Annotated in this window: 10 protein-coding genes; all 10 read left to right on the forward strand. The window is 46.5% G+C overall.

The annotated features are described in order from the left end of the window. Nucleotides 1-49 precede the first annotated feature (49 nt). The 10 genes from L0P88_RS15260 to L0P88_RS15305 all read left to right on the forward strand — a co-directional run bounded on the left by L0P88_RS15260 (nt 50) and on the right by L0P88_RS15305 (nt 15,447). On the forward strand, nt 50-1,087 hold the full coding sequence (locus L0P88_RS15260; protein WP_247130797.1) for a sugar kinase: 1,038 nt from the start codon (nt 50-52) through the stop codon (nt 1,085-1,087). Further along, a complete protein-coding gene (locus L0P88_RS15265; protein WP_247130798.1) occupies nt 1,084-1,764 on the forward strand; it encodes a bifunctional 4-hydroxy-2-oxoglutarate aldolase/2-dehydro-3-deoxy-phosphogluconate aldolase in 681 nt (226 codons plus the stop codon). Before L0P88_RS15260 ends, L0P88_RS15265 begins: the two co-directional genes overlap by 4 nt. A 1-nt stretch (nt 1,765) precedes the next feature. Beyond that, nucleotides 1,766-2,740: a TRAP transporter substrate-binding protein gene (locus L0P88_RS15270; RefSeq protein ID WP_247130799.1), complete on the forward strand. Its 975-nt coding sequence runs from the start codon at nt 1,766-1,768 to the stop codon at nt 2,738-2,740. Beyond that, nucleotides 2,740-3,225 (forward strand): TRAP transporter small permease, encoded by a 486-nt coding sequence (locus L0P88_RS15275; RefSeq protein WP_247130800.1) that lies wholly within the window; start codon nt 2,740-2,742, stop codon nt 3,223-3,225. Before L0P88_RS15270 ends, L0P88_RS15275 begins: the two co-directional genes overlap by 1 nt. After that, nucleotides 3,212-4,507, forward strand: coding sequence for a TRAP transporter large permease (locus L0P88_RS15280; protein ID WP_247130801.1), 1,296 nt, complete (start codon nt 3,212-3,214; stop codon nt 4,505-4,507). Before L0P88_RS15275 ends, L0P88_RS15280 begins: the two co-directional genes overlap by 14 nt. Before the next feature lie 316 nt (nt 4,508-4,823). Next, nucleotides 4,824-8,243 carry a hypothetical protein gene (locus L0P88_RS15285; protein WP_247130802.1) on the forward strand — a complete coding sequence of 1,140 codons (3,420 nt, stop codon included), beginning with the start codon at nt 4,824-4,826 and terminating at the stop codon, nt 8,241-8,243. Between the two features lie 424 nt (nt 8,244-8,667). Next, nucleotides 8,668-9,063, forward strand: coding sequence for a hypothetical protein (locus tag L0P88_RS15290; RefSeq protein WP_247130803.1), 396 nt, complete (start codon nt 8,668-8,670; stop codon nt 9,061-9,063). Beyond that, the gene (locus L0P88_RS15295; RefSeq protein WP_247130804.1) at nt 9,008-13,780 is read left to right on the forward strand and encodes an immunoglobulin-like domain-containing protein; all 4,773 of its coding nucleotides are present in this window, start codon (nt 9,008-9,010) and stop codon (nt 13,778-13,780) included. Before L0P88_RS15290 ends, L0P88_RS15295 begins: the two co-directional genes overlap by 56 nt. Continuing rightward, nucleotides 13,777-14,460 carry a fibronectin type III domain-containing protein gene (locus tag L0P88_RS15300; RefSeq protein ID WP_247130805.1) on the forward strand — a complete coding sequence of 228 codons (684 nt, stop codon included), beginning with the start codon at nt 13,777-13,779 and terminating at the stop codon, nt 14,458-14,460. The genes L0P88_RS15295 and L0P88_RS15300 overlap by 4 nt, the downstream gene beginning before the upstream one ends. Nucleotides 14,461-14,490: 30 nt before the next feature. Beyond that, the gene (locus tag L0P88_RS15305; RefSeq protein ID WP_247130806.1) at nt 14,491-15,447 is read left to right on the forward strand and encodes a type IX secretion system membrane protein PorP/SprF; all 957 of its coding nucleotides are present in this window, start codon (nt 14,491-14,493) and stop codon (nt 15,445-15,447) included. Nucleotides 15,448-15,576: the final 129 nt, after the last annotated feature.

Raw genomic sequence — 15,576 nt, forward strand, 5'->3', positions numbered from 1 at the left:
TTCTTGAATTCCTGTAACCAATGAACAACCTATAACATTCCATACAATAATGAAAAAAGTCGTCACCTTTGGTGAAATCATGTTACGTTTGGCCCCTCCCGGTTTTTTACGATTCTCCCAAACCCATTCCTTTGAGGCCATCTATGGAGGGGGCGAATCCAATGTTGCCGTTTCTTTGGCCAATTATGGTATTCCCGTTGATTTTGTAACCCGTCTGCCCAATAACGACCTTGGGAAATGTGCCTTAATGGAACTCAGAAAACGTGGGGTCAATGTGGACCATATCGTTTGGGGCGGGGACCGTTTGGGCATTTATTTTTTAGAGACCGGTGCTGTGGCCCGTGGCAGCAAAGTGGTGTATGATCGTGCACATTCTGCCATGTCACAGATTGAAAAGGGCATGGTGGATTGGGAATCCATTTTCAAGGATGCAGCATGGTTCCATTGGACCGGTATTACCCCGGCCATTTCCCAGGGTGCTGCCGATGCTTGTTTAGAAGCGTGTGAAGTGGCCAGCAGTATGGGAATTACCATTTCAACCGATTTAAACTATCGAAAAAAACTATGGAACTACGGGGTGGAACCCGAGAAAATCATGACGCCCCTCGTGGAATATTGTGATATTATCCTTGGTAATGAGGAAGATGCCGAAAAACATTTTGGTATCCATCCAACCGGAGTGGATGTGACCCAGGGACATTCCGTGAGTACCAAAGCCTTTGAATCGGTCTGCCAACAAATGATGGACAAATTCAAGAAGGCCAAAAAGGTGATCACTACCTTACGGGGATCGATCAGTGCTTCACACAATACTTGGGCGGGAGTGCTCTATGATGGTAAAACGCTTTTTGAGTCGGATACCTATCAGATTACCCATATCGTAGATCGTGTTGGCGGCGGGGATTCCTTTATGGGCGGATTGATCTATGGGCTACTTACCTATGATGGGGATGACCAAAAAGCCTTGGATTTTGCTGTGGCCGCGTCTTGTCTTAAACACACTATAAAGGGTGATGCCAATCAGGTAACCGTTGATGAGGTTGAAAAATTAATGGGCGGGGACGCCTCTGGAAGGGTATCACGATGAAAAGAACCACAGAGGGGAAAACGACCATAGAAGTCCTATTGGACCAGATGCAAAGAACGGGGTTGGTACCCGTTTTTAATCACAGTGATGGCGAAGTGGCCAAAAATGTATTGGATGCCAGTTATAAGGGAGGGGTTCGTGTATTTGAATTTACCAATCGTGGTGAAAATGCGCTGGAGGTATTTGGCCTATTGGCTGAGCATGCCAAGCGATATGATGACCTCAGTTTAGGTATCGGAACCATTTTTAACGCAAAGGACGCTGAAAAGTTTTTGGAAAAAGGGGCAAAGTTTGTAGTATCACCTGCCCTGATTCCAGAAATTGCCCATTTTGCCGACCAGAACAGTGTATTCTGGGTTCCCGGTTGCGGTACGGTTACGGAAATCCATCAGGCCCGACAATTGGGTGCGGCTCTCATCAAGATTTTTCCGGGAAATGTGTTGGGCCCCGGTTTTGTGAAATCGGTCAAAGCGGTCTTTCCCCATGTCCCCGTAATGCCCACGGGAGGGGTAAAACCCACCCAGGAAAATCTGGAAGCCTGGTTCAATGCCGGAGTGCATTGCGTGGGTATGGGCAGTCAGTTGTTCAATAAAGAATCCTTAGATAGGAAAGACTTTGGGGCCATAGCCAGCTCCGTTTCCGAGGCTTTGGATCGAATCAAAAAAATTAGGGGATAGCTTGAAGACCAAGTGGATATTAGGGTTTTTTTGTGCGGTGGCGATTCTTGCCTGTAAATCTCCCGAGAGCACAAAAATCTTGCGTTTGGCCCATGGATTGGATACCAATCATCCAGTACATCAAGCCATGGTAAATTTGGGCGAACACCTGGACACGCTTTCTAAAGGAAGGCTTATGGTAAAAATCTATCCCAGTGGACAATTGGGAGCGGAAAGGGAATGTTTGGAACTGTTGCAAATTGGCAGTTTGGACATTACCAAGGTTTCAGGGGCCGTATTGGAGAATTTTGTTTTTGAGTATAAGGTTTTGAGTGTTCCCTACCTTTTTAGGGACAAAGCCCATTCCCACAAGGTTTATGATAGTTCGGTTGGGCGTCAATTTTTGATGAAGGGAAGCGACTATCGGCTACGTGGACTCTGCTTTTATGATGCGGGAAGCCGTAGTTTTTATACCAAGGACAGACCCATTGAGACCCCCGAAGACTTGGAAGGGATGAAAATAAGGGTGCAGAAAAGTAATATGGCGGTGAGCATGGTGCAGCAGTTGGGAGGCGCACCCACACCCATTTCCTGGGGAGAACTGTATACGGCCTTGCAACAAGGCGTCGTTGATGGAGCGGAAAACAACCTTCCCAGTTTCCATACTTCAAAACACTATGAGGTCTGTAAATTCTATAGTTTTGACGAACACACTGCGGTACCCGATGTGCTATTGATCGGCACTGAAACGTGGAATCGGTTGAACGACCAAGAGAAGGAGTGGTTACAAAAGGCTGCCGATGCCTCAGCGGTATACCAACGGGAAGTATGGGCCAGGGCAGAGGAAGAGGCCTTAAGGGTCATAAAAGCGGCCAATGTGCAGGTGAACTATCCCGATAAATCACTTTTTGCACAAAAGACAAAGGCCTTTGACGAACTCTTTGAACCAAATTCCGAAGCATTTCAATTAATGCAAGCGATAAAAGCGATAGACTAATGCGAAATCGGATAAATACCCTTTTGGAAAAACTGTTGTTGGTCATTATGACCGTTATGTTGATTTCCGTCATTTGGCAGGTGGTCTCCAGATACCTTCTGGGCAGCCCCAGTACATTGACCGATGAAATTGCTAGCTTTTCCCTGATTTGGTTGGGATTGTACGGGGCTGCCTATGCCACCGGAAAGGAGCTTCATTTGGCTATAGATCTTATTCCTGCATCCACTATTGAAAAGGCGCCTATTTTTTTTACGGGACTGGTGGCTTTCGCCATTGTATTGTTCGCCGTATGTGTGATGGTCGTTGGTGGGATAAATCTGTGCTACCTTACGTTTCTTCTAGCCCAAAAATCGGCTGCCCTTGAAATTCCCTTGGGATGGATCTACAGCGCGGTTCCCATTTCAGGTATGTTGATCACGTATTTTAGTTTGGATATCTTTTTTGAAAGACGTAACCAGTTAAAAAAAGCCAATGGATTACACTGAAGCACTACTATTGGTAATAAGTTTTGTAATTCTGTTGGCCATTCGGGTACCCATCGCGTATAGCATAGGGTTGTCCGCACTTTTTACCCTGGTGGTCTCAATGCCCACATTGCCTGCCGTGACCACATTGGCCCAGCGTATGGCCACCTCATTGGATAGTTTTGCACTTTTGGCCATTCCCTTTTTCATTTTGGCGGGTCAGATTATGAACAGAGGTGGTATTGCCAGACGTCTTATTGATTTTGCCAAGGCCATTGTAGGTCCATTACCAGGGGGGTTGGCCTTTGTGAACATCATTGCCTGTATGTTGTTTGGGGCCATTTCGGGCTCAGCGGTTGCAGCGGCCTCGGCCATTGGAGGTTTTATGAATCCCATGATGGAAAAGGAAGGTTATGATAAATCGTTTAGTGCCGCCGTAAATATCACCAGTGCCACAACGGGACTTATCATTCCCCCCAGTAACATTTTGATCATTTATTCCTTGGCCAGTGGCGGAGTGAGCATAGCCGCATTGTTCCTGGCGGGATATGTTCCCGGAATTTTGATCGGTATTGCCTTGATGTTGGTTGCTGGAGTGTACGCTTTTATCAAAAAATATCCCACGGAAAAAGCCGTGGGCATCACCATTTTTCTGAAACGGTTTTTGGATGCCCTGCCCAGTCTGTTACTGTTAGTGGTGGTCATTGGGGGTATTGTTGCCGGAATCTTTACGGCGACCGAAGCTTCGGCCGTAGCCGTTGTTTACACCTTTGTACTGGCCTTTGCCTACAAGGAAATCACGATAAGGGACGTGCCCTCCATTTTGTTGGAAACTACCAAGACCACGGCCATTGTCATGTTGTTGATTGCCACTTCCGTGGCCATGAGTTGGGTCATGAGCTACGAAAGTATTCCACAGGAAATCAGTGCGGGACTCCTTGGTATTAGTAATAACCCTATTGTCATTTTGATCATTATCAACCTGATCTTACTGTTCGTAGGTATTTTTATGGACATGACCCCCGCCGTACTTATATTTACCCCTATCTTTTTACCTATTGTGACCCAAATGGGCATTGACCCCATCCACTTTGGAATCATCATGATCCTAAACCTTTGTATTGGCCTTTGTACGCCACCCGTAGGGTCGGTTCTTTTTGTGGGCTGTGGTGTGGCCAATCTTAAAATCCAACAGGTGGTCAGGCCATTATTGCCCCTATTCCTTATTATGTTGGTGGTATTGGTATTGATTACCTATGTCCCCAGTTTAAGTCTTTGGATTCCCGAACTATTCGGGTTTTGAGCTTTTATGCTAGGGGAATGGGCAGTGAACTCAGGACGAGCTCATTTTTTATAAAACAAGTCTCTGAAGTAAAACCCTATTTTTTCTAAGGTTTTTGCGCAATGGAATATGCTGTTTTTTTAGTAGTTTCCTATGCTGCCCCTACGAATGGAATTCAATCAATAATTGGATTGTGAAAACCAAGGCTTTTCCTGCTTTTGTTCCCTTACTGTGGGCTCATCCGTACGATTGAAAAAAAAGAAGAACCCTCCATCAGTTGTCAAAAGCTCGCTGAGTAAAAAAGAAAAACCACTTTTTGTAAAATAAACTGATAACCATGCCAATTTTTAATTCCCTAACGAACTCGGTAAAAGCCAAGTTGGATACCATTGGATACTACACCTATGATTTTTACATTTTTGTTTTTTTATCAATTTTGATGTTACTGATATCCGGGATTTTCAATATTCCGGGCATTGCCGAACATCCCCAGTTTGAGCCTTATTTGAATAGTACATTGATTGCCGATATCCTAAAAAAAGATGAGGGGCTTTCCTATGCATATCACTTGTTTTTCATCGTTGATTTCTTTTGGGCATTTTATCTGTTGCTGGTTTTGGCAAAATATATGTACAGGAGATATCGGGAGAACGGTTTAAGCTATCCAAAGGAACTGATCATCATATTCTTGACGTTCGCCTTGCTTGCATTCGCCTTTGACTGTGCGGAAAACACCATATATCTGATAGAAAAGTCCTTTGTAACATGGATTGTTACTGCAAAGAAGTTGTTTTATGGTTTGGTATTTGTAATTGCCTTACTCAGTTTTATTGACCAGTGCGTGAATAGGAAAAAGTACCTTTCCCTACTAAAAAAGTTTTTGAAATCTGCCTTTTATAGCTTGTTGGTACTATTGGTCATTGGTGTGTTGTTGCCAACGGCCACACAAGTAAACTCCATTGTTGTTGATTTATACCTGGTTCCCTTTAATCTCTTACTGCTATTGACCTTTGCTCCGTTCTTTGCGATAGTTGTAGCGCATTATCCCAGTTATTTTAATCAAGAAAAGGGTTTTAGGACGTGGTATATGGCGAAATACCGCATTGCTAACCTTATCGGAATTGTCTATTACCGAAACAATACCGATCGGACAAATCCGGATTCTACATCCGTTATATCAAAAATCAATTTTTTGCTCCGCATTCTCGGCATATGTTTTTATATATCCCTGTTCTACATGGTTTCTTATACCTCGCAGGTCAATTTTGATTGGAATCTGAAAATGGGTCCACTCTCACTATGCCTTTTGATTGTCTCCATCTTTTTGCTGCACTTCCTAAAGGAGGTGAAACAGTATTGGTACCAAATGAATTACGAATTCCTAAAAGAAAAAGTCGTAGATCTATACGATGGGGATTATAGCCCTAATCTTGCCGTATCCAGCTTGTCCAAACGTTCCTGGTTTAAAAAATTGTTCCGGGGATGTGAAGCAAAGAATACGGTTAAGGAAGATGATCGTGATTCCACTTCAGATTCCAAACCTGACCCCAGTTCCAAACCAAGTGATTTTTGTAGTGAACGGTATAACTGCCTTAAGACCATCAACATACCGGTCAAAGTGTATCTTGTATTGTTTCTGTTTACGATAGCCTCCCACTTCTTATTAGGTTATATTTTACTGTTTTGTGAAAACTTACAATACGGGGAATGGACCGTTCGCTTGAGTCTTTTGTGTATAGTGGGGCAACTCTTCACCTACATTTTTTATCGATCGTTTCGGTCGGTACTTCGAATAGTGTTGTTCAATGAATACTCCACCTCTATTATCAATTCCTTTCTCAAGGGACCAGAGCGAAAATTGAATGATGGATCCAAAGATGCAGAAGGGGAATTAATGGTTCAGGAACTGGACTGTGAGGAAAAGGATAAAGACAATTACTATTGTAAAAGGTTGGCCGTAATCAAATGTTTTAAAACATATAATTTGGCCGCCAACTCCCGCCTTCTCAGATTTTTTGCCGGTTTAAGATTTGGGGCCTTTAGCAATAATATCACCTTTTTACAGATCAATGCCTTTTATGGGATTATAAACTTCATATTCCTCCTGATCATAAATTTTGATAGTTCCTTGGCACTTTCCTTCAGTACCATCATTATCATCCTGGCCGTTTTGTTTTTTGTTTATGGGGTCCTGGTTGTTTTCAACAAGAACTGGATATACCACAATTATCGAAAAAATGTAGCTGCCACTACAATCGGAAGTTCTGTAACATCCAAAAGCGACCAGAAAAGATTCAGGACATTTCAATACTTGAGTACCTCAGTATTTATCCTGTTATTGGCACTCTACGGGATTACCAAAAGTGCTGGGAACGATCTCTTTACCCTTCAACCGGTAAAACGGGACCTGGACAATGAACTGGTGTTTGCGGATTTTATGGAGAACTTGGATTCACTTGAAACCCGTTACTATATTGGATGCTACGGAGGAGGGATGAAATCAAATGCCTGGACCATGACCGTTTTAAACGAACTGTCCAGTAATGATGAACGGTTTTTTGAAAAGACCGTTGGTATTTCAGGAGTTTCAGGTGGAACCATGGGGATGATCAATTTCTTCTCCATTTGGGACAAGTACCCCAATGCAGACCAAAAAACGGCAAGACAACGCCTTATCGACTCCGTGGCTACGGAGAACATTCTATCCATGGATATGACCCATGCCCTGGGAAGGGATTTGCTTACCTATCTTTTTTATCCGGCAGATGCAAGCGGTACCGATAGATCGAATAAGGTAATGGAGCATTATGCCCGCTTGACGAAGGATGGTTATAAGTGCGATCCCAACAGGACGAATTTCAGATCGTATTGGAAATATTTCTATGATTCCTCCAACTCCAATTTTCCCATATTCATTGCCAATACCACGAATATCAAGGGAAATCAGGGAATGGCAGCCAGTATTGGATTCGATACAACAAACACAATGCTTAGAAAGGAATTGTATAAAGGCGCGGATGATATTCTGGAAATTACCAGAAATGATTTATGTGGGAGTACAGATAAATATACACTGGATTATTATAAAGCCTCCTCGACTTCGAATAGATTTCCCTTATTGAGTCCTGCCGCAAAAATTGAAACCAAAGGGCACTATAACGATGGTGGGATTTTTGAAAATTCGGGCTTGTATTCCGTCTATAAACTATTTCAGACCGTCAATAGATGTGAGGGAATAGCCGATCTGGCCCATCTTAAGCAGAAGAATGTTTTTTTGTGCATCATCAATGACAAGAATTTATATATCAAGCATATCCTTGGGAAGGATTCTTTAGTGACCCAGGAAATAAACTATAATTCTGAATTGGGGGCCATCATCAACTCGGTAGCGTCAACCGAAATGACCCCGCGGGCCATAAAAACCCAACTGGAAATTTTGAATGAACGTTATCCGCACCGCATCAAGTACTTACCTATTTACCTTCCCCATAGGTTTACTGTCGCAGATGTAAAAGCGCTTTGTGGAAAGAAAATATCCTTAAAAGATGGAAGTGATGCAGATGAATACCTGTTGGATGTAGTAAACAGGAACAACAAGGAAATTGAGAGGATTTACGGGGCCAATAATGGTGAACCCCCCATTATTGAACCTCCTATGAGTCGGGTAATGGCAAAACCGGCCTATGAATTTATGAAGTCGATGATAGCCCATGAGGTACCTAAAAAAGTATTGGAAAACGTTAAGGAACTGCACTAGGGCCATATTGGATGCCGATTGCTGCCCAACGGTTCCAGAAATGATGTAAACTTCATGCTATGCTATTGGTTGATCGAACCTACCTCCCAAACAATGCTAAAGAAATGACCTCCATACCAATTGCCAAAGGTTTGATTCAGGCACTAAAATCGGAGTTTTGGTCATCTTGATTACTTAAAGCCCTTTCGGGGTAAATAAAAAAAAAGCTTTAAATATCGGATTTACGGATTCAACGTATTGATTTAGGCGCTAAGTGGTGGATTCAGGGGAACTGGAACCTATCGCCATAAGTTCGGGGCGCAATTAATCCGGATCTCCCACTTATTTGAATATAGTAACACTTATTACATCAAAGTAGGCTGTGTGTTACATCATTCTTAAAGTGTTGGATCTAAGGGGATACCTTTATTCTTAAAAATGTCAATTGCTTGAAGGGGAAAAACCCTACAAGAACTTTCCCGCTGGACAAATCGTATGGCACTTCCGGTCCAAAAGAAACAAAAGGCTCGACTGGTTGGATGATTTGAAAGGATTGGAATATAAGGAACCGACCGTTTTGGAAAAAAATAAGGGAACAATATCCGGAATATTGAGCGGAGCAGGAAGTTTGGAATTTCCGGAACTCCCTGACTTCTCCTTCCGTACACCTCTTACCCCCAGTCTTAGCACCATGAAATTTGGAGCGGGATTCGGAACATTTTTATCGCATGTTGCACTATCGGTCATCCAAGGGCTATCGCTTTACACAAATACCTTGATATATCATGAGAACAAAACATTTTATGGGTCTAAAAGGACCCCTACTTACACTTTTCATTAGTTTGGGAATCAGCATGGGCCTGTTTGCCCAAGATGATGAGTTTATCACTACTTGGAACACGACCATAACAAGTGGTATTTCCTCCAACGCCAACTCCATCACCCTCCCTCTGACAGGGACCTATGATGTGGATGTGGGCAATGACGACACTTGGGACCTGTTCGGCGAAACTGGGACCACTACCGTAGATATCACGCTCTATACCAACCCAACTACCCAAAGTAACTATACCGCTGGCGAGATACAGCTGGCCATTCGCAGTGCCGGCTCGGGGACCGGGCTGACCAGGATAAATTTTAACGGTACGGGGGACAAGGACAAGCTGCTCTTCATTCACCAATGGGGAAATATTGCCTGGCTATCCATGGAGTTTGCATTTTGGAGCTGTACCAATTTGAACGTTGTGGCGATTGACGTCCCAGACCTGAGCAACTTGACCAATATGCGCTCTATGTTTGCCAGATGCACCTCACTTACTGGGGCTGCCAGCTTCTCCAATTGGAACACCAGTGGCGTGACCAATATGGCTAGTACGTTTTCGGGGGCAAGTAACTTTGACCAGGACATCGGTTCGTGGGACGTAAGTAGTGTAATCGAAATGGCCGCCACGTTTTTGGAGGCAAGGGCCTTTAATCAGGACATCGGTTCCTGGAACACGTCCAGCGCGACCAATATGAACTCTATGTTTCGGGATGCCAGTAGCTTTGACCAAAACCTGGGCGCCTGGGACGTAGGAAAGTTAAACGCAGCATCGAGCATGCTTAATGGCAGTGCGCTTTCCTTGGCCAATTGGGACGCTACGCTCAAAGGTTGGGAAAGCTTGGTATTTACCAGAACACCTACTATTGGTGCCACCAATCTGAAGTACTGTAGCGCTGGTGATGAGCGTGCTAGGCTGAGGGCTAGAGGTATCAACATCTCCGGAGATGTCCTTTCAGATACTCCGCTCGAAGCCGAATGCCTGCAAACCTTAACACTGCCATTGGGTACCGATGGCGCCGCTGACCTGGAACCCGAGCAAGTGGATAACGGTAGCGAGGCCTGTGGGATGTCGCTGAGCCTGTCCCAGATTAACTTTACCGCCGCCGACCTTACAGGGCCGGTGACCGTGACCCTAACGGTGACCAATGGCAACAACAATACGGCCACCTGCGAGACCACGGTTACCGTGGTGGACGATACTCCGCCTGAAATCACCTTAGAAGGGGACAATCCACTCACCCTGGAATTGGGTGAGACCTATGTCGACCCAGGGTTCGAGGCAACGGACAATGTGGACGGGGATATCAGCAATAGTGTCATCGTGGATAGCAGTTCGGTGGACACCAGTACCGTTACCGGTGTCAACGGATACACCGTGACGTATAATGTCGCTGATGCAGCAGGAAACGATGCAGTTCAGGTAACTCGTACCATCCATGTGATAGACCCTCCTGTGGAAATTACTGCTTTTAGCTTTTCCGAACAGTTGGGAGAGACCACCATAGATTCAGATAACCATACCGTGACCTTGGAAGTGGTCAACGGTACTGACCTTACCAATCTTGTGGCCACCTTTGAGGTTTCGGACAATACCTCGGTAGAGGTCAATGATGTCGATCAGGAAAGTGAAGTGACCCCCAACGACTTTACCAACCCTGTGATCTACAAGGTAATCTCACCGAGGGGTCAAGTGGAACAGCTGTGGACGGTGACTGTAACGGAAAGTCAGCGACCCTTTGTCCATATAACCCCGGGTACGGTGGGTGAACCTTTTGAGTTTGTGGGAGGGAACGTTCAGGGGACCTTTCCCATTAGCATCACCTTTTCTAAAAATGTCACTGGCTTTGAAGAGTCGGATGTCCAGATCACCAATGGGGAATTCGTCCAAGACGAATTTCAGGAAGAAGGCCCCAATCTCTATACGGCCTGGGTGAGACCGACAGGGGGGGATGGACCTTATGACATTACGATAACCGTGCCGGAAAATGTGGCCATAGATGGTGAGGGTAACCAAAACGTGACCAACAGTCTCAGTGTTGGGTATGATGATTCGCTGAAGGTAACCATAACCGGGGTGTCCCATACCAATAGTCAGGAAGAGATTACTTTGACAATTACATTTGCCACTGATGTGGACAACGATTTTGAGGATGGTGATATCTATAATACCAATAATATTTCCCTGAACAATTTCACCGAAAGATCCGACAGAGAATATACAGTTGATGTGGAGCCACCCACTGCGGACGGTGCAGTGGGCCAAATCTGGATCCCCGCCCATGTGGCCACAGCTGCTGATGGAAGCAAACGCAACATGCCAGCGACCTTTACGGTCACCTATGATGCCACACCACCGCAGGTTAACTTGGTCCTTCCCACCGAGGGTTCTGATTGGTTTCCTCCGGGACGATTACAAGATGCCGAAAGGTCCTACGTTGTCGTAACCGCCAACGAACCCCTAGCCAATTTCGATGAGTCGTTCCTCGATATAGAAAATTGTAGGTTCGCTTCTTATTCTGATGGCAAAATCTATGTCTATGGAACATCGGAGCCCGTACATGGGGATATCGCGACGGTACAGCTATTGGCCGGGGCATTTACGGACCTGGCCGGAAATGCCACCGACTCAGACTCCGATATCATAGAACTTGTTTATGATTATGATGTTGATGAGCCCGATTTTTTCCCTGAGGACAATGCAACGGATATCGATCCTTTTGAAAATTTGACCCTCACCTTTGATGAGGACGTGTATGTGGAGGGACGAAACATGTATATTGAAATTTACCGTGCAGACGATGGGTCCCTGATATCACAAATCGATCTAGGCGATGCACAACGGGTTACCTTCAACGGTCCCACCGTGACCATTGACCCGGCCAACGATCTTGATTACGAGACGGACTATTACGTGCATATCGATAACTGGGCTCTCAATGACCTCCTTGGCAACACCTATGATGGCATTGCGGACAACACCAGTTGGAACTTTAGGACCCAGATTGCGCCCGATATTACGGCTCCCGTAATCACCCTTTTAGGGGACAATCCCATGTACCTTGTCGTGGGGGACACTTATGTGGAACCAGGGGCTACAGCCTCGGACGATAGGGACGGAAACCTCAGTAGTGACATCACGATTGGTGGGGCTACTGTGGACACCAGCGTTGCAGAAACCTACGAGGTGACCTATGATGTGAGCGACGCCGCAAACAATGGGGCCACGCAAGTGGTGCGACGGGTTATTGTAGAGGTACCCGACACCACGGAGCCCGAAATCACGCTTCTAGGGGAAAATCCCTTATACCTTACCGTGGGGGACACTTATGTAGAACCAGGGGCTACGGCCTTGGACGATAGGGATGGAGTGATTGGAAGTGACGAAATTACGATTGGAGGGGCTATTGTGGACACCAGCGTTGCGGGCACCTACGAGGTGACCTATGATGTGAGCGACGCCGCAAACAATGGGGCCACGCAAGTAGTGCGACGGGTTATTGTAGAGGTACCCGACACCACGGAGCCGGAAATCACGCTTTTAGGGGACAATCCCATGTACGTTGCCCTGGGGGACCCTTATGTGGAACCGGGGGCTACGGCCTTGGACGATAAAGATGGAAACCTCAGTAGTGACATCACGATTGGGGGGGCTATTGTGGACACCAGCGTTGCGGACACCTACGAGGTGACCTATGATGTTAAGGATGCCGCGGGCAATGCTGCTACGCAAATGGTACGGCAGGTTATTGTGGAAGCACCGGACACCACCGCACCGATAATCACCCTTTTTGGGGAAAATCCCATGTACGTTGCCTTGGGGGATACTTATGTGGAACCGGGGGCTACAGCCTCTGACGACAAGGACGGGAATGTTACCGACCGCATTACTATTGGTGGCGATAGGGTGAATACCGCTTTGCTGGGCACCTATGAGGTCACCTATAATGTGAGCGATATAGCGGGCAATGCTGCCGACCAGCGGACCAGGACGGTCATTGTGGAAACCGACTGTACGCTGTTGGAACTGACCGCCAACAATTTTCAGATTATGGTTTCCGATGAAACCTGTCCCGGAAAGGAAAACGGGAGCATACAAATCCAGGCCACCACGGCATTGGATTATACGGTTTCCCTTGCTGATACGGACTACAACTTTCGTTCCGAGCTTCTGGTGGATGGACTCGCCCCAGGGGCCTATACATTATGTATTGGCCTGGAGGAGGTTGCCGATTGTGAACAGTGCTTTGAAGCAACTGTGGCAGCGGGAACGTTGCTGGAAGGAACCACGGCAGTGGTACGGAACAGCATGGCGAAGGCCAAGGTGAACGTGTCCATGATTTCCGGTACCGCTCCCTTTAAGGTATCCGTCAACGGGCATTATCAGGCCACTTACAGTACGCCCGACTTTACGGTGGAGGCCTCGGATGGGGACAAGGTGGAGGTAACCTCCAATCTTCCCTGTGAAGGCACCTTGTCCGTACCGGTGGAACTACCAGGCCAGGTATCGGCCTTCCCGAATCCCGTGACTTCTGAACTCACGGTTACCCTTCCATCGGACATGGGCCGTTGCACGCTGTCCGTCCACCAGATGAATGGTGCTTTGGTTTTCCAGGAGGTCTACGACACTACCAGCGGATATGTCCAAATCCCCTTGGAGGGACTGCCTAGCGGAATGTACCTGGTAAAGGTCCAGGACAAGAAAGAAACCATAACCCTCAAAATCATAAAAAAATGAAAAAGACCTTGATACCCTTAATGGCCCTTACCTTATTGCTGTTTGCCTGTGGCGAATCCGAAAAAGTGGAGGAACCCGATGTGGATGCACCTACAGTGCCCGCCCTTAGTTTTCCCACGGCGGATTTGGCCTGTACCCATTACGAATTGGAGTTCCGATGGACAACCTCCACAGATGATAGTGCAGGAATCATTCGCTACCAAATCGATATCTCTGAAGACAGTGGTTTTGGTAGTATTGACTTTAGCGATGTGGTAAGCGGTACGGCAGCCACCTTTACACTGGAGCCAGGAATCATCTATTACTGGAGGGTGAATGCTATGGACGGCAATAGTAACAAGAGTGCCTATTCACCGTCCCGAATGTTCTATACCGAGCCTGAGGCCGGGACCAACACACTGCCAACAATTCCTGAGATCGGCTCCCCTACCTTGGGTAGCACGGTATCCGGAAGTACGGTGGAACTCTCCTGGCAGGTGACGGATGCAGATGGGGACGAACTACTTTATGATATTTATTTTGGTGCCGGCAGTACACCGGAACTGCATACTTCGAATGTGGACGGGAACACCCTGGAAATACCCGTGGAAGCAGGAACAAAATACTATTGGCGTATAGTGGCCAAGGATGCCCAACAGGGGGTATCCGTGGGACAGTTATGGCATTTTAATGTGCAATAAGTATTTGATATGGAATCCAATGTTTTTAAAATGAAAGCAAAAATAAACAGATTGCTATGTGTGCTGGTATTTATAGGCCTTTTCGCACACCATTCAAGGGGCCAGCAGGACCCGCAGTACACGCAGTACCTCTATAACCACAATATTGTGAACCCAGCCTATATCATTGGTGAGGGCGGCCGCCTTAATGCAGGGCTGCTCTACAGGGCCCAGTGGGTCGGGGTGGAGGGCTCCCCTCGTATCATCAATGCCTTTGGGCAGTTCCGTTTGAACGAGAGGATGCAGTTGGGGCTCTCCCTGGTCCGGGATGACATCGGTTCGGGGGCATTGTTGGAGGACAACGTCTATGCGGACTATGCCTATATCCTACCATTGGGAGGGGAAAGTTCCCTTTCCCTGGGCCTAAAGGCCGGCTTCACCTTCTTTAATTCGGATTTTGCCGGTTTTGGTTTCGATGAGACTACCATAGATCCCACTTTTTTGGAGCCCACCAGTGAGGTGTTCCCGAACATTGGGGCCGGGGCGTATTATACGAACAAGAACTTTTATGCTGGGTTTTCGGCATTGAACCTTTTGAATGCCAAGCATTTGGACCAGTCCGAGGGAGTAATCAACCGGGGCAGGGAGGAAGTGCACTATTACCTGACCTCGGGCTATACCTTTGAGGTGTTCCCATCAGTTTTTTCCCTAAGGCCCTCGGTACTGGCCAGGGGTGTCCGTGGGGCACCGATGATTTTGGACCTGAACCTCAACGCTGTGTTGTACGACCGTTTTGAGGTCGGGGTGGGATACCGAACAAGTGAATCGTTCCTGTCGATGATCAATTTTAGGTTGAGCCCTAGGCTGCGGGTGGGGTATGCCCATGACCATACGGTGAACAATCTTGGAGGATTCGGTTCCAGCTCGCACGAGGTGTTCCTGTTGTTCAATGTTGATTTTAAAAGTAGTACCGATTCAGAACCCCCATTGGATACCGAGGATGAGTAACCTTCTTTGGTCGTTTCATTGCCTGTGGCCCCGTCTTTTCATCATAAGAATTCCCCGCTTCGGGTGTAACATACAAGGGAGACAAACATGGTAACCAAGAGTCAAGATGAAGCGAGTTGTGCTTTTTGG

Origin of the sequence: Muricauda sp. SCSIO 64092 (genome assembly GCF_023016285.1) — a bacterium.
GTDB lineage: Bacteria > Bacteroidota > Bacteroidia > Flavobacteriales > Flavobacteriaceae > Croceivirga.

What these genes read in the sequence shown, in the direction of transcription:
- L0P88_RS15260 (WP_247130797.1), top strand. Translation starts at nt 50, where the DNA reads ATGAAAAAAGTCGTCACCTTTGGTGAAATCATGTTACGTTTGGCCCCT.
- L0P88_RS15265 (WP_247130798.1), top strand. Translation starts at nt 1,084, where the DNA reads ATGAAAAGAACCACAGAGGGGAAAACGACCATAGAAGTCCTATTGGAC.
- L0P88_RS15275 (WP_247130800.1), top strand. Translation starts at nt 2,740, where the DNA reads ATGCGAAATCGGATAAATACCCTTTTGGAAAAACTGTTGTTGGTCATT.
- L0P88_RS15280 (WP_247130801.1), top strand. Translation starts at nt 3,212, where the DNA reads ATGGATTACACTGAAGCACTACTATTGGTAATAAGTTTTGTAATTCTG.
- L0P88_RS15285 (WP_247130802.1), top strand. Translation starts at nt 4,824, where the DNA reads ATGCCAATTTTTAATTCCCTAACGAACTCGGTAAAAGCCAAGTTGGAT.
- L0P88_RS15295 (WP_247130804.1), top strand. Translation starts at nt 9,008, where the DNA reads ATGAGAACAAAACATTTTATGGGTCTAAAAGGACCCCTACTTACACTT.
- L0P88_RS15300 (WP_247130805.1), top strand. Translation starts at nt 13,777, where the DNA reads ATGAAAAAGACCTTGATACCCTTAATGGCCCTTACCTTATTGCTGTTT.
- L0P88_RS15305 (WP_247130806.1), top strand. Translation starts at nt 14,491, where the DNA reads ATGAAAGCAAAAATAAACAGATTGCTATGTGTGCTGGTATTTATAGGC.